The organism is Synechococcus sp. F70.1, assembly GCF_047502745.1.
GTDB lineage: Bacteria > Cyanobacteriota > Cyanobacteriia > Thermostichales > Thermostichaceae > Thermostichus.
Window position 1 is genome coordinate 51,012 of sequence record NZ_JANSJL010000024.1, and the last position, 14,593, is coordinate 65,604.

The following is a 14,593-nucleotide window of genomic DNA, read 5'->3' on the forward strand; positions in this document are numbered from 1 at the left end:
TGGACTTTTGCCCGCCGCTTTGGATAGGGTTTGAGTGCGCAACGGAGCCAAGGTTGAGAGCATGGCCAGCGTTACCTACGAACACGTTACCAAGCGCTACAGAGACACCACCGCCGTCCATGACCTGAACATCACCGTCGAAGACGGGGAATTTCTCGTCTTTGTCGGCCCCTCCGGCTGCGGCAAAACCACCTCCCCGCGCATGCTGGCCGGCTTGGAAGAAGTGAGCGCCGGCTCCATCTACATTGGCGATCGACGGGTGAACGATGTCCCCCCCAAGGATCGGGATATCGCCATGGTCTTCCAATCCTATGCCCTCTACCCCCACATGACCGTGGCCGAGAACATGGCCTTTGGCCTCAAGCTGCGCGGCCTGCCACGGGCGGAGATCGAAAGCCGGGTTAGGGGGGTGGCCAAGCGCCTTGGGATCGAGCACCTTCTCAACCGCAAGCCCAAGGAACTTTCGGGTGGGCAACGGCAGCGGGTTGCCGTCGGGCGGGCCATCGTGTGCAATCCGGCGGTGTTTTTGATGGATGAGCCCCTCTCCAACTTGGATGCCAAGCTGCGGGTACAGGCGCGGGCCGAGATCAGCAAGTTGCACATGCAACTGGGCACCACCTTATATCTACGTTACCCACGACCAGGTGGAGGCCATGACGATGGGCAACCGCATCGCCGTCATGAAGGATGGCCGCCTGCAGCAGGTGGATACCCCCCACACCCTCTACACCCGCCCGGCCAACCTGTTTGTGGCCGGGTTCATCGGCAGCCCCGCCATGAATTTCTTCCAGGCCAAGCTGCGGGAGCAGGAGGGCACCCTCTGGATCGATACCGGCGCCTTCCGCGTGGCCATCCCGCCCCACCAGGCAGAGCCCTATTGGCAATACGTCGGCAAGTCGGTCATCTTCGGCATCCGCCCAGAAAACATCCACGATCCCCACTACCAACCCCCAGGGATTCAACCTACCCCGGTGCGGGCTAAGGTCTCGGTAACGGAGCTGGTGGGCCATGAAGTAATCCTCTATCTCAGCACCAGCGACCGAGAAGGGATCCTGGCCGAGCAGGAGTTTATTGCCCGCGTGGATCCCCGTACCCAGCTGCGCGTCAACCAGTGGGCGGAAGTGATCTTCGACATGGAGCGCTTCCACCTGTTCGATCCCGAAACCGAGCAGCGCCTAGGTTAAACCCTGGAATCGCTTTAGAATCCTAATCAGTCCTACAGAGGCAGGGATCCCTATGCCGGAGCAATCGACGTCCCGCTTGGTTCAGGCGCAGTTTGACGAATTTCCCTACCCGAATGTCCCGATTGAGCAGACGGTTACGGATACCTTTGCCCTGTTTGCCAACAGCTACACCACCGCCTACTACGTGCGAGATCGCAAGGTGGTCAAGCCCGAGGGCAAAGTGATGCTCAACGCCGGCTGCGGCTCCGGCTGGGAAACGCTGGTTCTAGCCACGGCCAATCCAGGTGCTACCTTTGTCGGGGTGGATATCTCGCCAAAGTCGCTGGAGATAGCCCGGCAGCGCCTTGAGTTTCACCAGATCCCGGATGTGCGCTTCGAGGTGATGGATATCACCGATATGAGGGCGCTGGGGCAACAGTTCGACTTCATCGCCTGCAACGACGTCCTCTACCTGCTAGAGGATCCGGTGGCCGGGCTCAAAGGCATGCGCCAGGTGCTAAAGCCAGAGGGGATTATCCGCACCAATGTCCACAGCCTCTATCAGCGGCAGTTTATTTTCAACATGCAAAATGCCATGGAGCTGCTGGGGGTGATGGACGAGCCCGCTGCCAAGGCTGTCCCCATCCTCAGGGAGCTGATGGATGCCCTTCACGAGGGCAGCTTCGTCAAAAGCCACTGGAAGGGGGACGCCATCAAAACCACCAACGGGATCCTGGCCAACTTCCTGCTGCGCAGCGACAAAGGCTTTACGGTGCCCCAGGTGTTTGAGATGCTGCGCCAGGCCGGGCTGGAGTTCATCAGCATGGTCAATTGGCAGCAGTGGAAGCTGGAGCGAGTCCTCACCAAGCCGGTTCCCTATACCCTACGCCACCTTAAAAAGCTCAGCCAAGAGGAGCTGCTGCACTTTATCGAGCTGATCTTTCCCAACCTAACCCGGCTGATTGATTTTTGGTGCGGCCACCCACGCCCCAGTCCAGCACCTCCCTTTACGCCAGAAGAATGGCGGGAGGGATCTGTGCAAGCCCACCCCCTGTTGCTGCGGCTCAATGCCAGAGTTGCCTTCGAGAATGCCATCCGCGACAATGGCCCGGTCAACATCAACGGCTGGCCGGGATCTGAAGGCAACATCGTCATCGATCCCTTCTCGGTGCGCTGGTTGATCGATGTTTTTGGAGAAGAGCCTGTTCCTGTACAGGCCCTGGCGGCCAAGGCCCTAGATCTCATGGACTGGACTCCCGAGGAGGCCTTTAACCAAGTGGTGGCCAACCTCAAGTTCCTGGAAGAGCGGCTGGTGGTGTTGTTGCACTCGCCTTTGCGCTAGGTTCAGGGAGAAGAGCTGGCGGCCTGCACCACCCGGATGCGCTCAGCCCGGATGGCCGCTGGGATCCGTCCTTTGGCGTCGGCATTGACAGCAAAGCGCACCTTGCCCTCCATCTCCACCTCATCCCCTGGGCGCAGCTCCAGCCAGCTGGCAGAGCGGCCAAGGCGAGTCACTTGCACCTCCTCAGCGGGAACCACCGAGACCCACGTGCCCGCGTAGCGCTCCAAGCTGGGGCTGACTTTTTCCAAGTTGACCCCAATCCAGCCCTCCTTGCGGTTGAGAAGTCGCACCGTCCCAGTTAGTTGGAAAGGCTGTGCTTCTTCCGCTAACTTGATTGGCTCGTAGAGAACCTCTGTATTTAAAGGCTGCAGCCGAGCCAACTCCACCCGCCACCCTTGAGCCTGGCGATAGAGGGTAACCTCCATAACTGCGCGCAGCCGACCCTCCGGCAAAGGCTCGTAGAAGCCCAACTGGGAGCGAAAAGGACGAAACCGGGGATCCTCCCGATCCGGCTCTGTTAAAAATCGTTGCAGCTCCTCGGCAGTGAACTGGAAGCGCAAAGTCGGCACCACCGCTTCTGGCTTCAGGATTGCCTCCACCCGAAAGATGGCCGTATTGCCCACCTCTTCGATAGAAGTGAGATTAAACTCCTCGGCGGATGGCCAGGATTGATCCAAAGCCCCTGGCGGGATCCCTCTCAACAGCCGCGGCGTCAGCAGGGATTCTGCTGTGGCAAAGTCCCGCTTGTTGGCCGCCTGCACAAACACCTGCAGCGTCTCTTTGGCGGTTTGGGGTTGCCCGCAGCCACTTAGCAAGAGCAGGGCCAGCAAGAACCAGGGTTTTTTCAGCACCTTTCCCTCGCCACTTCACTGCTGATTTTTGGCAGGTTGCCCAGCCTCTGTCGGAGAGGGAGAGGGCTTGGGATCCGCCGACTCTTCTGCCTTTTCCGGCTGGGATCCCTCTGCAGGGGGCTTGTCTGGCTGCCACACTTCAATTCGCCAGCCGCGGTCTTGCTGGTAGAGGGTGATCTTGACGTGGGAGGTCACCGTGTCTCCTTCCAGGCGTAGGCCCACCAGTTGCGGGGCCAACTGCTGATATGTTGGATCGGCTAGATCCGGCTTGGTCAGGTACTTCCGCAACGTCAAGGGATCCAGCCCCAGACGCTGGGCTGCGTCCTCCAGCGAGTCTGTGCCCTCCACCCACACGTAGGCCGTCTTCCCGCTCACCTCTTGGTTGCGCACCTGCACGTTTTTCCCCGCCATGCCCCAAGCTGAAGGCAGGGATCCCGGCCGGAGGGCATTGCTGAAGCGCTCCGTCAGGTAGCTGTCTGCCGTGCCCCAGTCCCCCTTCTCAGCGGCTGCAATAAAGGTTCTCACCACTTGGTCAGGAGTCTGCACAGGAGCTGCCTGGGTACAGGCGATCCCCCCTGCCAAGGCGGCAGCAGCAATCCAGCCTGGGAAACGACGCACCATGAACACTCCTCAACAACAAGCAGCACTGCTTCCCTAGATAGACTACCTCTCTTTTGCTGCTTCAGAGAAGGATGAGTTCCGGCAAAGTGATAGGATAGTCCAGCAGCTTAGTCAGCCAAGCCATGGGGATCCCCACCACTGCCGATGAATGTAATGAGCTGGGCATCTCTCATTGCCTGAAGGCCCAGCAAGCCAAAACCTCGCGGGAGCGACGTGCAGCCTGGGCCCTGGCTTTGGCAGCTTGGCGGCAGGGTTTGGATCTCGATCCCAATCATCTCCCCTGTCAGTTTAATCGCCTCCATGCCCTTTTGGCCTTGGGAAGCTACCACACGGCCCTCCAAGAGGGAAAAGAGCTGCTCTCCCGGCTGTTGACCCAGCGTTACCTAGAAGATCCCAGCTTGGGCCTAACTGGATCCCAGCCCAGGCTGGCTTGGGATCCCCCTCGTCTGGCTTCTGCTAGCAAAAAGGCCCGCCGCTCTTCTAAGGCCGCTTCTGCTTCCCGCCTTGGCCCCCGCGAGCGCTACCTCCACACTCTAGCCCGTTGGCTAGCTCACAACAGCGGAGTCGTTTACCGACCGGAGCCATTGCCCTACTGGCGGCTGGCTGCAGCCATTGACCCAGAGGACTTAGAGGCCCAGATGGTGGTTGCCATGAATGCGGCAGCCCAAGCGCAGCCGGAAGGGGCTTTCTTGCTGCAGAAAATAGCCGACCATTTCCCTGGGCAGAAGGACAGGGCCCTGCAAGTGCTGCAACTGGCTCTAGATCGCTACATTCCGCGGCAGGATCCCTCCAAGGCGGAGTCGGATTCAGCAGAGCAAGAGTTAGAAACGCCTCCTAACGGAGATCCAGCCTCGGAGGCGGTGGCTAGTATGGAAATTTGGACTCAGTATGAGGGGTACAAGCTAAGGCTAGAGCCAGATCTTAAAAGCATTGTGACCTTCGTCCTCCTGGCTCAAGATCGCTGGTTTGAGAGTGAAATCGAGCTGTGTCGGCAAATCCTCAAGCCGGGCATGAAGGCCATTGACGTTGGGGCCAACGTTGGGGTTTACACCTTTCTCTTTGCCCGCTGTGTGGGCAAAACTGGGAAAGTCTATGCCATTGAACCTACGCCGGGATGTGTGCAGTGCTTGCAGGCAACGGTCGCTCAAAACAAGCTCGACCAATCCGTGCAAGTTGTGGAAGCTGCGGTAGGCGAAGAGTCTCGCGAGGTTTATCTAGTTTGCGAAGGGGCCAGCGTTTTCAACCGCATCGTTACGGATCCCATGTCGGTTGTGGAAGAAACCCGTCCGGTGCAGCAGGTTACCCTAGATGAGCTATGGATTTCAGAGGGCAGCCCCAACATTGATCTCGTCAAAATCGATGCGGAAGGGGCAGAGGTTCCTGTTTTGAAGGGCGGTAGAAAGCTCATTGAGACTTGCGCTCCGGTGATCTTGTTTGAGAATCAAAGTACCGGTCAGTTTTCCGGTTTGGAATCGGCAAAGCTTCTTGCTGAGTGGGGTTATCTTATTTATGTCTATAACCCGGTAATCCAAGATCTGAGCACTGTTCAGGCTTCTGTGCAAATGCCAACTGCGCTCAACCTGGTTGCTGTGCACCCCCGTCGGTTTTCTTGGGTGAGCGAAGCCGGTCTAATCTAGCCGTTTTCATTCTTTGGAGTAAAAAGATGCCTTTCCCGATTAGTGAGATCCTCGGCGATGACATGCCCCTGATTAGGATTGTGGACGTAGGGGCAATGTTCCTGGGCGGCGATAACTTCGACAAGCTGGTTCAGCAAGGGCATGCTCAAGTGATAGGATTTGAGCCCCAAAAAGAAGAATGCGAAAAGCTGAATGCTAGGGCTCTGGCTGAGGCTCCCCGCGCCGACCAGGTCAGACGGCAGTACTTTCCCTACTTCATTGGGGATGGATCCCGGCGCAAGTTCTATTTCACCAACGTCGGCTACACTTCCTCTCTTTACGAGCCCGACCAGGATCTGGCGCAGCATTTTGAGAACCTGTCGGAAGTTTGCAAGGTAAACCGAGTTGAGGAAGTCCAGACTACCCGCTTGGATGACATCCCCGAGCTGGGCGAAGTGGACTTTCTCAAGATGGATGTTCAGGGAGCCGAGCTGGATGTTATCCGCGGTGCCAGCAAAACCCTACAGCATGTAACTGTCATCCAAACCGAGGTGGAGTACATTCCCCTCTACAAGAATCAGCCCCTTTTTAGTGACGTGGATATTGCCCTTAGGGAGCAGGGTTTCTTGCTCCACGGCATGACGAGTAACTTTGGCGCTTGCCTTAAGCCCTTCTCGGCCAGGACCTATCGGCCCTACACGCAAGTCCTCTGGTGCGATTATGTCTACGTGAAAAACTTCATGCACTTAGATCACCTCTCTGCTCGTCAGCGGCTGGCCATGGCAGTAGTCTTGCACGAGGTTTACCTCTCCTATGACCTAGTGGCTTTCATTCTAGGCGTTCACGATCAAATAGCTAAGACGCGCTACAAAGACTTCTACCTGGCCAAGATGTTCGCCGCTCTCAACGTCTCTTAACTAGATTAAGAGGGGGAAGGATGATCGTTATCGATGGGGTGATATGGCAGTCGGGAGGGTTCTTCCGCTCGCCAGCTTTAGATCAGTCCTATCTCTGGCTAAGCCTCATTGAAGAGTGGGTGAAGGCAAAGAAAGCGACGCAGTTTGTGGTGCTCACCCGTGGCCAGACTTGGCTGCCGCCGGGAACTTTTTTTTCGGAGATCCCTCGCTTTAGTTTCGAGGAAGCCGCAGAAGATCGCACTGGCTTGCAGAGTGTCTGCGACCAACTCGAGGCACGCCTGTTTCTTTCCACTGGCTACACCACTCCCCTTTCCACCCCTTCCATTGCCTTTGTTTACGATCTGGAGGCAGAAGCCGGCAGCCAGTTTTCTTCAGAGTATCTGGAGAAAAAAAATGCCATCCTAGCTGCTTCCCACTACATTGTCTTTTCCGATGAGGTTCTAGCTGGCCTTAGAACCTACTACCCCGGCATTCCTCCAGATCAGATTTCGCTGGTCTACCCTGCTATTGAGGGCTGGGCCAAGCCTGCAGCACCCGATGCCATGGCCGAGTTTCGCCGCAAGTTTCAGTTGACTCGCCCCTTCTTCTTGGCCGTTTTGCCCGAGCATTTGGCCGATTACCGTGGCATTCAAGCCGTTAGCCAGGCGTGGGAGATCCTGCAAGGCCAAAAGCTCTCCCGCACCGAGCTAGTCTTCGCCTTTCCTACTCCTCTTCAGGTGGATCCTATTAGGGCGCAACTGCCGCAGCGGGAAGGCATTCGTTACCTCAGCCTCAGCAATCCTGAGTTGGCCTGCGCCTACTCTTCCGCCCTGGCTTTGATTTTCCACGCCACCTTCCGCCCCAGCAGTCTTTTGGAAGCCATGGCTTGTGGCTGCCCAGTGGTGCATTACCGAGAGGGGCAAGGGAGTGTTGCCCAGAAAGAGGAGGCAGCGGCCTTGCTCTGCCAAGGATCCCTTCAGGAGTTGGCCAACGCTTTAGAGCGCATCCAGAGCTATCCCGTGCGCTCTCCCCTCATTGCCAAAGGGCTAGAGCAAGCCAAGGAGCTGAGCTGGTCAACCGTTGCCGCCAAAATCTGGGAGATCTTCGACCGGGTTGCTCCCCCTCGCAAAGAATCCGCAGAAAAAGCTACTGCCCGCTAGCGACCAGGTTTTTCCACATCTGCCGGTAGGCCTGCTCCAGGGCGCGGGCGTGGCCTTGGGGATCCCGCAGGGGCGATTTCTCCATCATGTCTCGCAGGTTGTGGCGCAGATGCCGCAGCCGCTCCAGGTCATTGGCCAGGTTGACGGCGATCTCCACATACTCTTCCGGGGTTTGGGCCACTAGCTCCGGCAGCCCCACGTTGGTGAGGATGGAGACCCCCACGCGGCAGACGTGGGCATTCCCCGCCAGGACAACCACCGGCGCACCGCCCCAGAGAGTTTCACAGGTGGTGGTGGTGCCGTTGTAGGGGAACGGATCCAGGCCAATGTCGATCTCGTTGTAGATCTGGAGGTGCTCTGGAATGCTCTGGCGATCCCCCACCAGATGCACTCGCTGCCGATCCACCCCGTGCTCCTCAAAGTGCCCCCAGAAGATCTCGCGCACGCTGCTGTCGGTGTAGCGCATGTTCTTGAGCAAGATACGGGCGTTAGGGAGCCGCTTGAGGATCTCTGCCCACACGGCCACCACGTTGGGGGTAATTTTGGTGGGGTTGTTGCAGCAGCCAAAGGTGATGTAGCCCGCCGAGAGGGCCGGCAGCTCGGAAACCGGCGGGAAAATATCCACAGGGTTGTAGCAAAGAAAGCTCTTGGGCAGCCGCATCAGCTTTTCCGTGTGGTATTTCTCCGTCATGCCCGGCGGATCGGCATAGGCGTCGGTGATGCGGTAGTCCACCAAGGTTAAACCAGTGGTGTTGGGGTAGCCTAGATAGGTGACCTGGATGGGGGCAGGTTTGAGCGCCAGCACCCCCAGGCGGTTGTAGGCGGTGTGGCCAGCCAGATCCACCAAAATGTCGATCTTGTCCTCGTGGATGAGCTCGGCCACTTCCACGTCGGAGCGGATCTTGTAGATATCCCGCCAGCCATCGGCCTTCTCTTTCATCCGCTCCGTCACCATGTCTGGGTGCGGTGTGTTGGAATAGCAGTAGATCTGGAAGCGCTCGTGGTCGTGGTGGTTATAGACATGCTCAAAGAACATGCTTACCGAGTGCAGCTTGAAGTCGCCGGAGATGTAGCCAATGCGCAGAGGCCGCTTTAGGTCGCGATCCCGGTGGTAGGGCCGCCGCAGATGGGCCACTGCAGCCTGAGTGGCATCCCCCCACTTCTTGTGCTCTCGCAGCGTCTCTTCGGGATCGAAATCGGGAGCGTAGTGCAAGCCCATGAGGATGTTGCCGTGGAAGGCGATCACCCCCGGCGCCAGCTTGGCCGACTTGCGGTAGGCTTGGATGGCCTCTTTGTGGCGGCACTGCTGTAGGTAAACCCCTGCCAGCACGGCGTAGGTGGAAGGGTCGTCCGGCTTGAGCGCCAGGGCTTGCTCGAGGGCTTCCAGGGCTTCGCTGAGGCGGTTTAACTCCTTGTAGGCGGATCCCAGCGCCCGGTGCCCTTCCACAAAGTCCGGCTTGAGGCGAACCGCCTCCTGCAGCACTGGCAGAGCCTCGGCGTTGCGGTGTTGGCTCTGCAGCAGCAGCCCCAGGTTACAGTAGGCTTCCGCCAGTTGCGGGTCGTGCACCAGCGCCTGGCGATACTGGATCTCCTCTTTTTCCGGCTCGTTGAGGTGGCGGTAGGCCAGGCCCAGGTTGTTGTAGGCCAGGGCAAAATCGGGCTTGTACTCCAGCGCCTTCTCCAGCAGGGGGATGGCCTCCTTAAACCTTAGTTGATCCAGCAGCAGGCAGCCGGCCTCAAAGTAGGCTTGGGCAAAGTCGGGCCGCACGCCCAAAGCGCGGCTGAGGTGGGCCATGCTGTCTAGCAGTCCATTGGAGAACACCTTGCGCAGCTTGCGATCTGACAGAAGGTTGGCCAAGCCGCGATGGGCCTCGGCGTAGTCTGGCTGCAGGCCAATGGCCACATGGTAGTAGTCCAAAGCGCGTTCCGGCTGCTGTAGCTTGCGAAAAGCCGTGGCCAGGTTGAAGTAAACCCGCGGGCGATCCGGCTGCAGAGCCAGGGCTGCCCGATAGGCCTCGATGGCCGCCTCCGGCTGATCCTGCTCCAATAGAGCAGTGCCCAGGTTGATGTGCGCTTCCACCCGCTGTGGATCCAGCTCCAGCGCCCGCCGGAAGGCGGCAATCGCTTCCTCCCACTTCCCCTGCTCTGCTAGAGTCAGGCCCAGGCCGTTGTGTAGCTCTGGCCGCTGCGGATCCTGCTCCAGGAGCTGGCAATAGAGCTCAACAGAACGCTCCAACTGCCCTGCCTCGCGGCAGAGCTCTGCCAGTTCTTGCGCCCGCTCTGGGGTAAACTCTAGCGCCAGCGCCTGCTCTAGATGGTCGATGGCCGTTGCCAGCCGCCCTTTTTGCCGCTCAATGTGGGCCAAATCTGTCAAAATCTGAGGATCTTGGGGCTGCAGGGCCAGGGCCCGCCGGTAATACTCCTCGGCTTGGTCATACTGGCCCAGTTGAAAGTGGCAGAGGCCCAGGTTGAAGAGGGCCTGCAGGTGATCCGGCTGCAGAGCCACCGCTTGGCTGTAGCATTCGATAGCTGCTTCCAGCTTGCCCAGGGCCTGGTACACTGCCCCCAAGTTGCTCTGAAAAGCGGCCTGATCCGGCCGAAGCTGCGCAGCTTTGGCTAGATGAGCTGCAGCCTCCTCCAGGCGGCCCGTCTGGTAGCAGAGGATGCCCAGAAAATAGAGGGCATCGGGCTGTTCGGGCTGGAGAGCCAGCACCTGACGGTAGGCCCCTTCCGCCTGCTGCAGATCCCCGGCTTCGTGCTGGCGGATGGCCGCTTCCAAGATGGCCACAAAGGTGTCGAGTGTCACTTGGCCTGGATCCTTAGACTCCATAGCTCCTGATTCTATACCTACCTGGATCCCATGAGAAAAAAACGGGCCTGATTGCTCAGGCCCGCAGTGCTTCAAGCAGCTAGGCAGCCACTAGCGCGGGATGGTGAAGCGGATATCCAGCCGTGGCCCGCGAGCGGTGGTGATGGGGGCAGCACCCGTGCCTGTAGCCGGCTCTTTGTCGAACTCGGCCCGGCAGGTGCCCGTAGCCCCCTGGCTAATCTCAAAACCAGCCGCATTAGCTGGCGTCCCCGCCACGCTGGTGCTGGTGCTGAAGCTGACCGAGAAGCTGGCCGTGTAGGAGAAGGTCTGGTTGGGGATAACCAGGGTCAGGTTGACAGGGCCTGCTTGGAAGGTTGTTGAGGCGATAGCGTTGGTTCCGGTTGTTGTGGCCGGTGGGCCCGTAAAGGTAAAGCTTGCTGCGATACCAAGCTGGCCAACTTGCAGGCCAGTTTGGTTAATGGTCGTGCTGCTGGTGGGCAAGAAGGTCGAGAAGGTGCTGCCCGCCGCACTGAAGCTCACCGTTATCGGGTTGGTGGCCAAAAGGGTAATCGTGGCCGTAACAGTGTTGGTCGTATCAACTTGGTAGGTTGCGATAGTGCCACTACTAATTGCACTCCCTGTAACCGCAGCTGCAATGGTAGCCGCCGCCTGGAAGGCAGGAGCGCCACTGGCCGTGCCACTGGCCGAGCTGGAGACGGAGATGGAGAGAGTGGGGAACACAGCGGTAGCCTGGTTGTTCCACACCTCCCTGGCGCACTGCAGCCGCACCTGGTAGAAGCGGGAGCCTGACACCGCCCGCTGCACCCCAGGCCGCACATCTGCTGTACGCGGCCCAGCCGATACATCGTTGCCCAGCACGTTGCCGTTGATGCTCAGAGCCACAAAGGTGGGGCTGGAAGCCGGCGCAAAGAAGTCGCTGGACACCACGTTGTTGGGCGCACCCAAGGTCACTTCCTGGAACACCACGTTGTTGGCCGGCAGGTTGTGGGGCGTCGGATCCAGGAAGAAGAAGCCCCGTCCCCTGTCGCCAATACCAGGAATGGTGGCCGAGTCGTTGGAGGGCAACTGCACCAGCGTTAGTTGCGCCTCCTGCACCACCGCGTTGGCTGGAATGCTGGTTGGGATTGGAAAGGAAAGCACAGCGCGGTAGTCAGTGTAAACCCCCACTGGGATGTTCTCGGCTGCGCTAGCGCGACGAATGCCAAAGCCCACTGGCACCACAACTGGGTTGGAGAATACCTGCCCGCTATGCGCAATTGCTGCCAGTTGCGTCGGCAGCAGGCTAATCGGGTCGCCCGAAACAGCCACATTGCCAGTGGTGAAGGTGGCTACAAAATCTTCCGGCAAACTGCGCCCTGAGGCAAACAGATCTGGCACCGCCCGCGAAATGGTAACCCGATACACCGAGTCATTGCTCAGTGGCTCGCGGAAGGTGATGGTAACTTCGGTGCGGTCGGCGTTAAAGGCGATGTCTCGCGGCGGCACCCTCCCCTCTTGCGGCGCTACGGAAGTAATGCGAAGAGCCTGGGCCAAAGGAGCCTCCCGCACCGGCTCGCTGAAGCGAATGACAATGCGAGTATTAATAGCAACGTTGGTCGCCCCATCTGCAGGGCTGATGCTGATGACGCGGCCTGCGGGTGTGGGAGTGGGAGTCGGCGTGGGGGCAGGAGTCGGCGTGGGGGTAGGAGTCGGTGTGGGTGCGACAGTGCCGGTGCTGCTTTCTTCACCGCAACCGGTGAGCAGCAGGGGCAGCAGCACCGCTGTGGAAGCGAGAGACAGAGACCCCAGTGACTTCAAGAGCCACTTGTGCATTGTTCCGTTCATGTTGCTCCTCTTAACCAAAAAAGCAGGGTTCGGCTAGACACTTTCCTTAACTTACCCGATTGGCCCGCTTAGGGCAATCTAAGCCTCCTGGAAATAACCAATCGGGGGGAGACGCAGACACGCCTGTTTGGTGGCTAGTCTGTACCACTGTGCTGATCATACAGGCAGATGCAGCAGCTTTGGCAAGAGTTGTCGACTTTTTCCGGGCCAATAGGGAGTGATCTGGGTCACAGACAACGAACATCAGCTTGCTCGAATGGGCGGGGTTGAGGCTTGGCCAAGGCAGCAGGGCAGGTGAGGTGTGACGTGGCCGGAAAGGTTTCTCCGCTCCGACCCTAAGAAACCGGAAGATTTGCCTACTTCTCCAAAAAATGGTGCTTGACCCGGGGCAGAAGGGTGGCAGGATGAGGAGTGGACGTTTTTTCTGGAGACCCAAGCAGGATGGCTGTCTACAAAGTTCGGTTGATCAACGAAGAGCGGGGCCTGGACGTCACCATCGATGTGCCGGACGACGAGTACATTCTGGACGTGGCGGAGGAACAAGGGATCGACCTGCCCTACTCCTGCCGCGCCGGAGCCTGCTCGACCTGTGCTGGCAAGCTGGTGAGCGGCACCGTGGATCAAAGCGATCAATCCTTCCTGGATGACGACCAGATTGCCCAGGGCTATGTGCTGACCTGCGTAGCTTACCCTACTTCTGACTGCACCATCATCACCCACCAAGAAGAAGCCCTTTACTGAACTGATCGAGCTTGAGTTTCCGTCCCTACCCTTGGCCCCTCTTCCTAAGGAAGGGGGGTTTTGCTTTGAGCAGCCCCTCTCCCAGAGCGAGAGGTTTAGGGCGGTATGATTTCTGTAGCACCGCAACACCTGCTAGCCATGACACCTGAGCAGGAGCAGTGGCTAATTCGTGCCGTCCAAGAGTTGCAAGCTGCCCAGCAAGAAATGCGCCTTGTCCAACAAAACCAGCAGCTTCTTATTCAGGAACTGCGCGAGGGGCAGGCGATGCTGGCGCAGTTCTTCCGGGAGGCCCTCGAGCGGTTTGACGAACGCACTCGCGCCATTGAACGCCGCACGGAAGCGTTGGAGCGCCGTACTGACGAGATGGCGAAAGAGATGAGAGAGATGCGGCAAGAGATCCGGGATCTGCGCCGCGACTTTTTGGAACGGCGGTAGCCCAAGCGACCTCTAGCCCCTCTTCCTAAGGGGTTTTATTTTGGAAGGCTAGGATGGCAACAGAGAAGTTATGGCTCTGGCCATGGGATCCGTTTCCGCACCCCCAACAGCTCGCCTGAGCTTGGCGGAATACCTTGCTTATTCAGATGGCAGCGACACCCGCTATGAGCTGGTGGCGGGGGAGTTGGTTCCTATGGCCCTTCCAACCGGACGGCATGGTCAGATCGTAGATTTCCTCAACACGGCTTTTCGAACCGAGATCCAGCGGCAAGGTTTGCCTTGGACATCGCAGCAGATGGCCATTGGGATCCAGTCGCCGCGGGGCAACCGCTGGGATACGGTGCGGATCCCGGATGTGGTGGTGCTGCCTTTGCAGCAGTGGCAGGAGATGGGATCCCGAGAGGCGTTGATTCGTCTAGAAGACCCGCCGCCGCTATTGGTGGTGGAGGTGGTGAGCGAGTCCAGCCGGGCAGCAGACTACCGGGCCAAGCGGGCGGAGTACTGCGTCTTGGGGATTGGTGAGTACTGGATTGTGGACCCTTTGGAAGAGAAAGTAAGCCTGCTGCTGTTGCACGAGGGCTGGTACGACCTGCTGGAGCTAAAGGGATCCGAGCGGGTGCCCTCAAAGGTTTTTGTAGAGCTAGAGTTGCAGGCGGGGGAGATCTTGGCTGCCGATTCAGGTTATCCTAGTAAAGGCACGGGGAGTTAGCTCAGTTGGTAGAGCGCTGCGATCGCACCGCAGAGGTCAGGGATTCGAGTTCCCTACTCTCCATTTCCCTTGCCCCTAGTCTCTCTCCCAAAAAGAGGGGGAGTTGGGGTACGGGGATTTTTTGTTCTGTAGCGCCGCTAGCGATGACACCTGAGCAAGAGCAGTGGTTGATCCGCGCCATCCAGGAACTGCAAGCTTCCCAGCAAGAGCTGAAAGCTGCTCAGCAAGAGATGCGCCTCGTCCAACAAAATCAGCAGCTTCTCATTCAAGAGCTGCGCGAGGGGCAGGCGATGCTGGCGCAGTTTTTCCGCGAGGCCCTGGATCGCTTTGACGAGCGCACCCGGGCTATTGAGCGCCGCACTGACGAGATGGCGAAAGAGATGAGAGAGATGCGGCAAGAGATCC

General features: G+C 58.8%; 12 protein-coding genes, 1 tRNA gene and 1 pseudogene. 10 read left to right on the top strand and 4 right to left on the bottom strand.

The features are described from left to right. Positions 1 to 61 precede the first annotated feature (61 nt). Positions 62 to 1,184 (top strand): annotated as a pseudogene (locus NW860_RS01600) (ABC transporter ATP-binding protein). Positions 1,185 to 1,236: 52 nt separating this feature from the next. Then, entirely contained in the window at positions 1,237 to 2,505 is a 1,269-nt protein-coding gene (locus tag NW860_RS01605; protein ID WP_414395881.1) for a class I SAM-dependent methyltransferase, read from the top strand. Positions 2,506 to 2,507: 2 nt separating this feature from the next. On the opposite strand, the gene NW860_RS01610 is transcribed toward NW860_RS01605, so the two are convergent. Beyond that, positions 2,508 to 3,356 carry a hypothetical protein gene (locus NW860_RS01610; protein ID WP_414512007.1) on the bottom strand — a complete coding sequence of 283 codons (849 nt, stop codon included), beginning with the start codon at positions 3,354 to 3,356 and terminating at the stop codon, positions 2,508 to 2,510. A 15-nt stretch (positions 3,357 to 3,371) separates the two neighbouring features. Next, entirely contained in the window at positions 3,372 to 3,977 is a 606-nt protein-coding gene (locus NW860_RS01615) for a hypothetical protein (RefSeq protein ID WP_414512008.1), read from the bottom strand. Between the two features lie 122 nt (positions 3,978 to 4,099). Here NW860_RS01615 and NW860_RS01620 point away from each other — a divergent pair, with 122 nt between their 5' ends. The 3 genes from NW860_RS01620 to NW860_RS01630 are packed head-to-tail and all read left to right on the top strand — an operon-like array spanning position 4,100 to position 7,649. Further along, positions 4,100 to 5,614 carry an FkbM family methyltransferase gene (locus tag NW860_RS01620; RefSeq protein WP_414512009.1) on the top strand — a complete coding sequence of 505 codons (1,515 nt, stop codon included), beginning with the start codon at positions 4,100 to 4,102 and terminating at the stop codon, positions 5,612 to 5,614. Between the two features lie 26 nt (positions 5,615 to 5,640). Continuing rightward, a complete protein-coding gene (locus NW860_RS01625; protein WP_414512010.1) occupies positions 5,641 to 6,510 on the top strand; it encodes an FkbM family methyltransferase in 870 nt (289 codons plus the stop codon). Positions 6,511 to 6,530: 20 nt separating this feature from the next. Continuing rightward, on the top strand, positions 6,531 to 7,649 hold the full coding sequence (locus NW860_RS01630; RefSeq protein WP_414512011.1) for a glycosyltransferase: 1,119 nt from the start codon (positions 6,531 to 6,533) through the stop codon (positions 7,647 to 7,649). Here the strand turns inward: NW860_RS01630 and NW860_RS01635 are convergent. Together NW860_RS01635 and NW860_RS01640 are read right to left on the bottom strand one after the other, a co-directional pair. Then, positions 7,636 to 10,455: a tetratricopeptide repeat protein gene (locus tag NW860_RS01635; protein ID WP_414512012.1), complete on the bottom strand. Its 2,820-nt coding sequence runs from the start codon at positions 10,453 to 10,455 to the stop codon at positions 7,636 to 7,638. The genes NW860_RS01630 and NW860_RS01635 overlap by 14 nt on opposite strands. A 114-nt stretch (positions 10,456 to 10,569) precedes the next feature. Continuing rightward, positions 10,570 to 12,303 carry an Ig-like domain-containing protein gene (locus NW860_RS01640; RefSeq protein ID WP_414512013.1) on the bottom strand — a complete coding sequence of 578 codons (1,734 nt, stop codon included), beginning with the start codon at positions 12,301 to 12,303 and terminating at the stop codon, positions 10,570 to 10,572. Between the two features lie 441 nt (positions 12,304 to 12,744). Here NW860_RS01640 and NW860_RS01645 point away from each other — a divergent pair, with 441 nt between their 5' ends. The 5 genes from NW860_RS01645 to NW860_RS01665 form a co-directional block, all read left to right on the top strand. Further along, on the top strand, positions 12,745 to 13,044 hold the full coding sequence (locus tag NW860_RS01645; protein WP_414395897.1) for a ferredoxin: 300 nt from the start codon (positions 12,745 to 12,747) through the stop codon (positions 13,042 to 13,044). Between the two features lie 138 nt (positions 13,045 to 13,182). Further along, positions 13,183 to 13,479: a hypothetical protein gene (locus tag NW860_RS01650; protein WP_414512016.1), complete on the top strand. Its 297-nt coding sequence runs from the start codon at positions 13,183 to 13,185 to the stop codon at positions 13,477 to 13,479. 82 nt (positions 13,480 to 13,561) lie between these two features. Further along, the gene (locus NW860_RS01655; protein ID WP_414512014.1) at positions 13,562 to 14,188 is read left to right on the top strand and encodes a Uma2 family endonuclease; all 627 of its coding nucleotides are present in this window, start codon (positions 13,562 to 13,564) and stop codon (positions 14,186 to 14,188) included. Beyond that, a tRNA-Ala gene (locus NW860_RS01660) sits at positions 14,179 to 14,251 on the top strand. The genes NW860_RS01655 and NW860_RS01660 overlap by 10 nt, the downstream gene beginning before the upstream one ends. Positions 14,252 to 14,331: 80 nt before the next feature. After that, the coding region (locus NW860_RS01665; protein WP_414512015.1) for a hypothetical protein at positions 14,332 to 14,593 on the top strand (262 nt) is incomplete at its 3' end.

Excerpts from the sequence above, each read along its gene's own strand:
- NW860_RS01640 (WP_414512013.1), bottom strand. The coding sequence starts at position 12,303 with ATGAACGGAACAATGCACAAGTGGCTCTTGAAGTCACTGGGGTCTCTG.
- NW860_RS01620 (WP_414512009.1), top strand. The coding sequence starts at position 4,100 with ATGGGGATCCCCACCACTGCCGATGAATGTAATGAGCTGGGCATCTCT.
- NW860_RS01655 (WP_414512014.1), top strand. The coding sequence starts at position 13,562 with ATGGGATCCGTTTCCGCACCCCCAACAGCTCGCCTGAGCTTGGCGGAA.
- NW860_RS01615 (WP_414512008.1), bottom strand. The coding sequence starts at position 3,977 with ATGGTGCGTCGTTTCCCAGGCTGGATTGCTGCTGCCGCCTTGGCAGGG.
- NW860_RS01645 (WP_414395897.1), top strand. The coding sequence starts at position 12,745 with ATGGCTGTCTACAAAGTTCGGTTGATCAACGAAGAGCGGGGCCTGGAC.
- NW860_RS01650 (WP_414512016.1), top strand. The coding sequence starts at position 13,183 with ATGACACCTGAGCAGGAGCAGTGGCTAATTCGTGCCGTCCAAGAGTTG.
- NW860_RS01630 (WP_414512011.1), top strand. The coding sequence starts at position 6,531 with ATGATCGTTATCGATGGGGTGATATGGCAGTCGGGAGGGTTCTTCCGC.
- NW860_RS01605 (WP_414395881.1), top strand. The coding sequence starts at position 1,237 with ATGCCGGAGCAATCGACGTCCCGCTTGGTTCAGGCGCAGTTTGACGAA.
- NW860_RS01625 (WP_414512010.1), top strand. The coding sequence starts at position 5,641 with ATGCCTTTCCCGATTAGTGAGATCCTCGGCGATGACATGCCCCTGATT.